4 protein-coding genes are annotated in these 7,464 nt (G+C 34.9%); all 4 read left to right on the top strand.

What is annotated here, in order from left to right:
* Window positions 1–2,523: SusC/RagA family TonB-linked outer membrane protein (locus VFS71_RS16870; protein ID WP_326402750.1), on the top strand; the 2,523-nt coding region annotated here is incomplete at its 5' end.
* Between the two features lie 10 nt (window positions 2,524–2,533).
* Window positions 2,534–4,018 carry a RagB/SusD family nutrient uptake outer membrane protein gene (locus VFS71_RS16865; protein WP_326402749.1) on the top strand — a complete coding sequence of 495 codons (1,485 nt, stop codon included), beginning with the start codon at window positions 2,534–2,536 and terminating at the stop codon, window positions 4,016–4,018.
* 190 nt (window positions 4,019–4,208) lie between these two features.
* Entirely contained in the window at window positions 4,209–6,665 is a 2,457-nt protein-coding gene (locus VFS71_RS16860; protein ID WP_326402747.1) for a hypothetical protein, read from the top strand.
* A 29-nt stretch (window positions 6,666–6,694) separates the two neighbouring features.
* The coding region (locus VFS71_RS16855) for a glycosidase (protein WP_326402746.1) at window positions 6,695–7,464 on the top strand (770 nt) is incomplete at its 3' end.

Raw genomic sequence — 7,464 nt, 5'->3', positions numbered from 1 at the left:
ATTTCTTTCTTGAATATGTCTGACGTAAAATCGATGACTGTATTAAAAGATGCTGCCGCTACCGCAATTTACGGTTCCAGATCTGCAGGTGGGGTTGTAATTCTTACTACCAAAAACGGTTCAAAAGGAAAATCGAATATTGATGTAGAATATTACTCTGGAACCAGTTTTGCCACAAACCTTCCTAAAATGCTAAATGCAAATCAGTACTTGACAGTAATGGATCAGGCATGGCACAATTCTAATAATAATCCGGCTGGAGCAATAAGCCCGTACAAAACAGATCAAACTAACGGAAATGTTAATGGAATAGCTCTATCGGATACTAATTGGTTAGACGAATTATTCACTTCTGGAAGAACTAACAATTTACAGCTTTCGGTTAGCGGAGGTTCAGAGAAAACGCAATATTTAATATCTGGTGGTTATTTTGGACAAGATGGTATTGTGGTTGGCGACAATGACACCTACAAACGTATTAATTTTAGAACTAATATTAATACTGAAGTTACTGATCGTTTTAAAGTTGGAACAAACCTTCAGATTACGAGTACTAGACAAGATAAAATGTCTTCAAGTGGAGACGCTCCCGGAGTAATTAGACATGCTTTATTGCGTCCATCGGTTTTAGGAGTTTATAAAGATGTGAATGATCCAACTTATAAAGCAAATGATCCTTACACTGATTTGCCTTTTTATTTGAATAACAATCCTAATGGTGGTTGGAATCAAAATTATGAATTAACTTCTAATCCATTGGCAATTGTCCATTTTACAGATGATGTACGTTCTGCTTTTAAAACTTTCGGAAATGTATATGGTGAATATGCTTTCTTAGCAGATAAATCGTTGAAATTCAAAAGTAATTTGGGAGCTGAAATCACTTTCGATCACAACAAGGCTTTTGGAGAAAATTTTGGAGATGATAATGACAATAGTGCAAATGAAACGTATCCTGGGCAAGGTAGAAACAACAGACCTTCAAGCCTAAATGAGAATAGAGGCGAAGCGACTACGTTTACTTTTGCGAATACTTTGAATTACACTAAAACTATTGCTGATAAACACAGTATAAGTGCATTATTGGGATCTGAAACTGTATCATACGACCAGTCTGCAGTAGGTGGAAGTAGACAGAATTATAATAATACTACTGATCCTTTCCGTTATCTTGATTATGGAAGTGATGTCAATAAACACAGTTCAGGATCTGCTCAAAGTTGGAACCTTATTTCTTTCTTTGGATCTGCCAATTATGGATACGAGAATAAATATTTAGTTTCAGGTACTATAAGAGCTGATGGATCTTCTCGTTTTGGACCGAATAACAAATGGGGTTATTTCCCTTCTGTTTCTGGAGGATGGGTAATGTCTAAAGAGAAGTTCATGGAAAAAGCAGAATGGATTTCCAACTTAAAATGGAGAGCCAGTTGGGGTCAATCCGGTAATCAAGAAATACCTAACAATGCTTATGAAACTCTTGTTACCGAAACAGGTGGTATTGTAAACATAGTTCGTTATGGTAATCCAGATTTGAAATGGGAAACTACTACACAGACTAACTTTGGTGTCGATTTGGGTGTATTGGATAGTAAACTGACTTTTTCTGCAGATTATTTTGATAAAAAGACAGATGATATATTATTAACTGTAGGCTTACCTTCATCTACTGTTGGTCAAATCAACAGAACTTATGTTAATGCAGGTGTTGTAACGAATAAAGGTTTTGAATTTGGAGCTAATTTTCAAAATAATGACCACGAATTTAAATACGGAATCAATGCAAACATTGCTACACTAAAAAATAATGTTGAGCAACTGCAGCAATATGTTACCGAGATCAATGATGACAAGACTCACACTAAAACAGTAGTTGGACAACCTATTAGTTCTTATTATGGATTGAAGTTTGATGGTATTTATCAAAATGCTGCTGAAGTGTCTTCTACTTTATTTTCTAATGAAAACGGTACAAAACCGGGTGATATTAAATTTAAAGATTTAAATGGAGATGGTCAAATTAATGCTGATGACAGAACATTCATTGGAAGTTCAATACCAAAAGTAACATACGGTTTCTCATTTAATGCCGAATATAAAAGATTTGATATGTCATTCCTTTTCCAAGGAGTTTCAGGTGTAGATCGCTACAATGATTTGAAACAAATTTTGGATTATGATAGCCGCCCTTTCAACTCTACTACAGCAGTGTTAGGCGCATGGAATGGAGAAGGTACGAGCAATACAACGCCTCGTAACACACTAAATGATAACGGAGGAAGCCAAGTTTCTAGCGTTTTTGTTGAAGATGCTTCATACTTACGATTAAAAAATCTTGAAATTGGATATACGTTTGATCCTAAAATCATAGGTGATACATATTTAAGAATGTATGTATCAGGTCAAAACTTATTGACTTTAACGAACTATACTGGTTTGGACCCAGAATCAACTTCTTTCATAGATCAAGGGACTTATCCTCAATCTACATCAATCCTATTAGGTTTAAAATTTAAAATTTAATAAACGAACCATGAAATATACATATATAACAGCGATTATGATTTCGCTAGCGTCATTAACAAGTTGTCAAGATGAACTTACTACTGAACCTGTAGGTGCGTTAACCCTAGAACAGGCGAGTTCTAAACCAACATTGGCTTCCGTAGAAAGTTCAGTAACCTCATCTTATGATATGTTATCCAATAAGTTGAACCAGTTGGCCGAATGGGATTGGAGTGGTGGTTTGGTGTTTCAAAATGATATCGTAATAGATGATATCGCGTCTGATGATATGGAAAAAAAATGGTCTCCAGATGGAGATCAACCATGGATGGATGAGATCAACAACTATACTTTTACTTCGACCAATGGAGGACCAAATGGGTTATGGAAATATGATTACGAGGGCATAAAAAGAACCAATATTGCATTGAGTTTTTTATTAAATGAAGATATTGAGAAAATTACCGGAATCACTACCGAAAGAAAAAATCAATTGATAGGTGAAGCTTATTTTTTACGCTCTTACTATTATTTTTCATTGGTGACTAATTTTGGAGATGTGCCTTTAATTCTTTCCCCTGTAAGAACATATCAAGAAGCTTTTGATTTTGCAGTAAGAGCACCAAAAGAAAATGTATGGAGTCAAATTAAAACTGATTTGGAGACAGCAAAATCACTTTTGCCTAATTCAAAATACGGTTCCGATACAGAAAAATGGAGAGTTTCTAAAGGGGCTGCAATTGCACTTCTTGCCAAAACGGCTTTATACAACAAGGATTGGGCTAGTGTAACAACATTAGTATCAGAATTGGAAGCTACAGGTTTTTTTAGTTTGGATTCCAATTATTTTGACAACTTCAACATGAACACTGAATATGCAGACAACGAAGTTATCTTCTCTTATAATCACGTTAAACAAGCTGACCCAAGAAAAGGAAATGGAATTTGTGCGCCTCTTGGATGGGGATTCTTTGCTCCAAGTGCTGATTTCTTGGCTTCATTTGAACCTAATGATCCTAGAAAGTTATATACTGTGAATGCGCCTCAACAATGGGTTAATAAACTTTTGGGAACCACAGATGGCGGAAACAAGGGAGATGATGATGCGTCAAACAATAAAGTGTTTATTCGTTACGCTGATGTTTTACTTTGGAAAGCAGAAGCACTTAATGAAACCGGTGATTATTCAGGTGCTATCAGCATCATAAATCAAATTAGAACAAGAGCGAGAAATACAGTTACTGCTGATGGAATTCCTGTACCACTAGGAACGCTACCAAATAGACCTGCATCTACAGATAAAGCAACTATTAAAAACTGGTTGATTTCTGAAAGAAGAGCCGAACTTGGTTTTGAAAATCAAAGAATGCCTGATTTAAAAAGATGGGGTATTGCTAAACAAGTAATGACTGCCCATGGGAAGAATTTTCAAGACAAACATATGTTGTATCCAATTCCTCAATCAGAAGTGGATGCTTCAGCAGGACTGTTGACACAAAATCCTGGGTACTAAAAAAAGGTAATTGAAATAAGTTTGGTTATAATTTAAAGTAGTAATTACCCATGAGAAGTAGCAATTGCAATTAAAAAAAATTGCTGCTTCTCTATTTTTTAACAACATATAATATCCATATAGCGAAAGAAGAATCAAGTAAATAATGTAGAGCTCTGATTAACCTGATAAATAATAAAAACATTTTACTATGTGTAAATTTTTAAATACCCTTTCTATTTTACTATTCTGTTTTGTCGGAACGATTTCGTCAAGCCAGAATATTAATTTAAAAGTTGTAGGCGATGATAAACAAGGTTATAATGTTGCTGTTTATAATGGAAATCAGCTTTTGGTTAATAATACTGAAGAGTTTTCGCTTGATATGGCAAATACTGATTTTAGTGAAAAAACCAGTATAAAAAACTGGACAGGAGCAGAGTGGAAAGGGGATTCAAATAATATAGAACTAACCCGAAAAACCTATCTAGCAGACTTTGATTTGAATATTTCGGTTACCGTTTCGTATGAAGTCATTAATAAAAATATTGTAAAAAAGAGCATTGATATTACCCAAACGGGAATGCCAATTATATATTATACTTTGTCTGAAACGTCAAAACCAGCACAGGTACCTTCAAAATATGTAACCTTTGAATATGATAATTTTCCGGGAGGCTTTGCACATGAAATGTTTCCTTCAGCTGGATTTGTTACGCCAGATAATCAGGTAGTTGGTTTCTTGATGGACGCAGGCTATAAAAATCATTATACAAGAACCACCCGAAGACGTTTTAACGGTCATGGTGGTGGATTTGTAGGTATGAGAAAACTTCCAGATCCTAATTTAGTATCGGTGGCAACTTTAGGGGAAAGAGCTAAAAATAAAAATTACATCAAGCAAACCTTTGGAGAACTTTATAATTTAGATTCTGGCAAAGAAATAAAATTGCAACTCAATAGTCAATATAAGAAAGTTGGTTCTGTTGAAATTAGTAAAAATGACAGTATTTATAAATTAAATATTAATTCAAATGAGCAATCTGGTTTTGAAATGATTGCTCCTTTCAAAGATCAAAAAGTATACACTGTTTCATTCCTTTCTAAAGGATCTACGCCACTTGCATTAAAATTGTTCAGAATCAAAAATGGCAAAAAAACAGTTGAATTAGAAAACGGAATAAAATACATCGACAAGTTTCCCACTCAAGAAAAAGAGTGGACACTTTTTAAAGGGAGCGTTTTGGTTCCTTATATTGAAAACGACAGTGTTTCTTTGTTTATTGGAGCTAGCGATGCAAAAGATTGTTCACTTCAAATAAAAAACTTAGAAATTGTAGCACATGAGCCAGCCATAGAACCCTATAATAAAATTGCTATGGGCGAAACGGTGACAAAAACAACGTACATTTTTGTTGAACCATTTACCAATCATCATGATTTTGTTATTTCTTCTCAAACCCGTTTGGCCGAAGCAAAAAAATTTGAAGGCTCTGAAATAGAAAAAATGATGTATGCTAATTTCAATATGCTTACCTGGATTACTTCGATAGATGATTTTTCTCCTTTCAATGTTCCGAATATGAACTATTCGCCGGATATGTACAATAGAGATTCTTTCTTTTCGATAGTGTCGAGTTATAATAAGGAACTCAATCTGTCTATTTGGAATAAATGGGCACAAACCCAAAATCAAAAAGGAGCTGTTGGTACCATTATCACTCCTTATATGGGTTCGATTGAAGTAAAAGACAACGAGGCCACCATTCAATTTCTGATTTGGGCTATGATGAACAAAAGACGTTTTGGTGTTGAGTTACCAAAAGATAAAATTCAGAAAGCAGTCGATTTTGTATTAAATGAATTTGACGAAGACAAAGACGGAAAGTGCCAATCACATTTTCCTTTATGTCAGGTAGATGTTCTTGATTTTAACCCTAAAACCGATAGACTTGCTGTCAATCAAGGGATGCTAGCCATTGCTTTGCGAACCATTAAAGAATTGGGTTATGAAATATCCGATTCCTATATTGAAAAAGCAGAAACAGAATATCGTAATTTTTATGATGTAAAAAGAAAACACCTGTTATACGACAAGCAATTCCCAGACATTATAGCGATAACTGATCTAGAGCCCGAATTCTATTCTCTTTGGTTGTTCGAACGTCCTATTTTGACAGATGAAATGGTTGTAAATCATTTGAATCAAATTCCATTGCTGAATAAAGTTGCCAATTCTCCACATCCGGAATATGGTACAACGGCACCTTTAATTATTCAACTGACTAAAGACAAAATAGGATATTCGTTTATGAATACCGATTATCAGCCTTTTGGCGAATTTGGAAAATCAAATTATGTAGGAGGGGCGAATGACGGAATATACTACAATGGAGGCAGTTGGTTTCGTGCTGAATATTGTGCTTACGTAGTAGGAGTAAAACATGGATGGGAGAAAGCAAAAAAAATGATGGAAAATAGAGCTTGGGCCGAAATTAATCTTAATCCGGTATGGCCTTACAGCAAAGAATTTATACCAACAAAATGGACAACAACCGATTCGTGGTGGCCTTCAACGAGAGGTTTGTGCTGGAATGTATTTATTCTAATGGCAGATGAAGTGGCAGGGAGCAGAACATCAAAAATGGATCCCGATTTTGAAAAATAAAAACTAAAATAAGACTAAAATATAAAATGATGAAAGATATCGCAAAACGTTTCGAACAAAACCCATTATTATCACCAAAAGATTTGCCGGCAAGCATTGATGGTTTACAAATTACGTGTTTGTTAAATCCAGGTGTATTTCAATATGAAGGTAAAACTTGGTTGTTGGTTAGAGTTGCCGAAAGACCCGAACAAAAAGAAGGAATAATTTCATTTCCTATACTTACAGAAACAGGTACAGAAATTATTGAAATTCCAACAAATGCGCCAGAATTAGATGCATCTGATGCAAGAATAATTAATTACAAAGGTGTTGATTATTTAACAACCCTTTCCCATTTAAGATTATTGTGTAGTGAGGATGGTGTCAATTTTTATGAACCAGAAGGTTATCCATTATTGGTAGGCGAAGGAATTTTGGAGGCTTTTGGAATAGAAGATTGTAGGGTAGCTTTGATAGAAGGAAAATATTACCTGACTTTTACTTCTGTATCAGACAATGGGGTTGGTGTAGGTTTACGTACCACCACCGACTGGAAAAATTTTGACAAACATGGTATGATATTGCCAGCTCACAATAAAGACTGTGCCATTTTTGAAGAAAAAATAAACGGAATGTTCTATGCTCTTCATCGTCCTAGTAGTGTAGAAATTGGGGGGAATTATATATGGATTGCGTCATCTCCAGACGGATTGCACTGGGGAAATCATAAATGCATTATCAAAACAAGAAAAGGTCTTTGGGATAGCAAAAGAGTTGGTGCAGGAGCTGCGCCAATAAAAACAGAAAAGGGATGGTT

It is taken from the genome of Flavobacterium sp., from assembly GCF_035760125.1.
In the GTDB taxonomy this organism is placed as follows: domain Bacteria; phylum Bacteroidota; class Bacteroidia; order Flavobacteriales; family Flavobacteriaceae; genus Flavobacterium.
This window is presented reverse-complemented; position numbering and strand designations above follow the sequence as displayed.